The organism is Mesorhizobium sp. M7A.F.Ca.CA.002.05.1.1, from assembly GCF_003998335.1.
Classification (GTDB): Bacteria; Pseudomonadota; Alphaproteobacteria; order Rhizobiales; family Rhizobiaceae; genus Mesorhizobium.
The window spans coordinates 1-3,239 of sequence record NZ_RZQI01000694.1 but is presented as its reverse complement, the minus strand read 5'-3'; the positions used below and the strand labels follow the sequence as shown (position 1 = coordinate 3,239).

The 3,239-nt window shown below is 63.3% G+C and carries 3 protein-coding genes; 1 reads left to right on the top strand and 2 read right to left on the bottom strand.

Annotated features, from left to right (window positions below):
• Positions 1 to 323: 323 nt before the first annotated feature.
• Both EN939_RS26780 and EN939_RS26775 read right to left on the bottom strand, forming a co-directional pair.
• Positions 324 to 1,505 (bottom strand): cell wall hydrolase, encoded by a 1,182-nt coding sequence (locus EN939_RS26780; RefSeq protein ID WP_127270764.1) that lies wholly within the window; start codon positions 1,503 to 1,505, stop codon positions 324 to 326.
• A 143-nt stretch (positions 1,506 to 1,648) separates the two neighbouring features.
• Positions 1,649 to 2,938 carry an MFS transporter gene (locus tag EN939_RS26775; RefSeq protein ID WP_127270763.1) on the bottom strand — a complete coding sequence of 430 codons (1,290 nt, stop codon included), beginning with the start codon at positions 2,936 to 2,938 and terminating at the stop codon, positions 1,649 to 1,651.
• 119 nt (positions 2,939 to 3,057) lie between these two features.
• Here EN939_RS26775 and EN939_RS26770 point away from each other — a divergent pair.
• Positions 3,058 to 3,239, top strand: a 182-nt coding sequence (locus EN939_RS26770) for a helix-turn-helix domain-containing protein (protein ID WP_164751241.1), incomplete at its 3' end; no start/stop codon positions are given.

The window sequence follows — 3,239 nt, the reverse complement described above, 5'->3', positions numbered from 1 at the left end:
GATGTCGGGCTCATGCTGATTGCCGCGGCCGGTTTTTCCGGTTCCGTCTGGCCCATTCTTGTCGGCCATCGCACCCCCCCTGCCCGGTCAGACCGTCACCGTCCGTCCGCTTCTAAAGTCGCCGGCAACATAGTTAGAGGGTTTGCGCCCGTCAAGCCACGGGCGGAAGTTCATTGCCATGTATTTTAGGCAATAAAATCAATGAATTAGAAAGGTGCGACATCGTGCCCGCCATGATGACGAAGATGCATGGCGCGAATCCCCCGCGCAATGGCCCTTTGATCGGCTGCGCGCCACATCAAAGATCAGCGGCTACTCCGCACTCAGCTCCAGCCGCCGCCATAGGTCCGATAGAAGATATGCAGGCCGATCTTGGTCATCTTCTGCATCGTGCGCGCCCAGCCGGGATGGACATATTGCGCATAGTAGTGGGTCGACGATCCGACCTCCGGGATGAAGATCTTGCCGGCAGTGACGGCCATGGCGATCTCCTTGGCGGTCTTGTAGGCGGCTGGGCTATCGATGCGCTTCTTCCTGCCGTCGCAGGCGAAGGAGAACTGGCAGCGGTTGAACCAGCTGTCGTTCTGGTAGACGACGCCGCAGATCGAATTCGGATAGGTCGGGTTGCGGACGCGGTTGAGGATGACCTGGGCGACGGCGGCCTGGCCGCGCACGGATTCGCTCCTCGCCTCGAAATAGATGCCGTTGGCAAGGCATGCCTGCTCCTTCTGGGAGAAGACACTGGCGGGCAGCGGGTTCTGGATCCACGAATGATCGCCCTTGGCCATCGGCGGAATGAAGCGGCCCTCATTGGGCTGCTCGTCCTGAAGCAGGGCTTCGAAGGGCGATGCCTTGGCATAGTCAGGCTCGGACTGCGCGTAGGCGGTGGCCAGCACGTCCGGATGGTCGTTGTTGACCAGCGCTGCCAGCATGGCCGGCACGCCGGGATCCGGCTTCCTGTCCTCGCGCGCATGGAATGCCGCGGCGATCTGGATTTCCTTGCCTTTGATCTGCGGCTTGGCGAAAGCCATTTTCAGGCCGCTGTCCATGCTGGGCCGCAGCAAGGAGGAGGTGCGCTCGAAGATCGAGCCGGCGTTGAAGTTCTTCGGCGGTGCGACGGGAGACATCTGGACGATGCGCCCTTTCTTCTCGGCGCGCACGACGCGGTCCTCATCGGGCGTGCCGCTGACCTTGCCGCCCTTGCCGCGAAACGACACGTTGCCGACACCGGCCAGGTGGACACCCGATCCGGAGATGGAGCCGGTGACATCAGAATCGACAAAGGGCATCTCGGCCGCATGGGTCGAGCCGGCGACGGATTTCTCGACATAGGAATTCCAGCGGGTGTTCGCTTCGAGGCCGGAGACAAGGCTCGTCATGTCCTGATAGGCGACGATGGTCGGAAAGCCGATCCAGATGCCGAGACCGATGACGAACGGGGGCAGAAAGCCACGTCTTCTCTCACCGGCGGCGGCAACCAGCCGCTTCAACACACGTCGATGCACGGAACACTCTCCAGGAACGCGACAGACCCCACTGGAGAGCAAAATGATGCATTAACCTTGATGGGACGTTAACGGCTTCGATCGGATTGTTCTCAGCCGGCTTCAGGTCGTGGTTCCGAAGTCGGGCGGTTTTGCGGCCGAACTCAGGCCGGACGCAGGAAGATCGGCCGGGCGATCAGCGCGCAGATGGCGGCCGCCAGCCAGACGCCGGACCAAGACCAAAGGTGCAAGAGCCCCGGAATGGCCACCGGCACCAGGAAGAAGCCTACGAAAACAAAGGTGTTGGCAAGGCTGAGCGCGGTCCCGACATGGCTGGCCCCGGCAAGGGTGGCAAGCTCGGTGTAGGCGACGCCGTGCCAGGAAGAGACCGAGATGCCTGCGACAATTAGCACGACTGGAAGGACCGCCAACCAGATGAGCTGGCCGCCCGGAACGGTTGGGCCGAACAGGACCAGCAGCCAAAGCATGGCGAAGGCAAGGGCGCTGAACGCGCTGCACAAGCGAAGAAATTGGCGGCGGTTGCCGTGACGGTCGGTGAAGCGGCCGCTCCAGATGCGCATGACCATGGCGCCGATCTGAACGGCGGCGAGGCTCGCGCCGATTGCCGCCGTTCCCAACCCAACGAAATCGTGCAGGAACACGGAAGCGAAGGTGAGCACGGCCACCTGCGGAAAGCAGAGCAGGCCGATGGCGGTCGCGATACGCCAGACATCGCGATTGCGCAGCGGCGCCGGTCCGGCCACAGCCGAAGCGAGATGGCCCTCGCCCGCCGTCGGCGGCTCGTGCAGCCAGCGCCAGGCGAACAGGGCAGACAGAGCGGATGCGCCCGCCAGCACCCCGAACACCGCGCCAAAGCCGAAAGCCAGCGCAAGCGAGGGCAGCACGAGCGCGCCAAGGCCACCGCCAAGCGGCACCGCCGTCTGCCTGACGCTCATGGCGAAGCCGCGCTCGTTTTCCCGAAACCAGCCCATGATGGCGCGGCCGCTCGAACCGTTGACGCTGCCGCCGAGCAGTCCGGTGATGAGCAGGCTCGCGGAGAGCAGCGTGACGCCGGGAATACCGGACTTTGTCGGCACAACCAGCATCGCCATGACCAGGAGCCACGCCGCCGTCGCGCAGAGCCCGATCAGGAGCACGCGGCGGTCGCCCCAGCGATCGGTGAGCAAACCCCAGGGCAGTTCGCTGAGCGCGACCCCCAGCCCGAGAAGGCCGAGCGCCAGGCCGAGCTCGGCATTGCCCAAATGATAGCCCTGGCGAAGAACGACCGCCGTCGCCGGGATGCCGGAGAACGTAGCCGAGAAGGCGGCATTGGCGGCAACGCCGATGCCCAGAACCTTCCAGCGATGGCCCGGCTTGAAAACCCTCCCGGCGGAACCGGTATCTTCCAGGAGCTTCGGCGACTGCCGATCGGTGCAATTGACGATGGCGGACATGATTTCATTTCCCGTGCTGGCCAGTGGTCCGGCCTTGACGATCTGTCCCTACCGCCATAATTTCATCCTGAAAATCAGGAAGTTTTGAACTTACAATCCTGAAAATCGGGACTTCAGATATGCGACGCGTAACTTTCGACCTCGACGTCCTGCGCAGTTTCGTCACCGGTATGGAGCTGGGCAGCTTTGCCAAGGCGGCTGACCGGCTTGGCCGGTCGACGTCGGCGGTCAGCGCGCAATTGAAGAAACTGGAAGAACAGGCGGCGACGCCGATCTTCCGCAAATCAGGACGCGGCCTCGC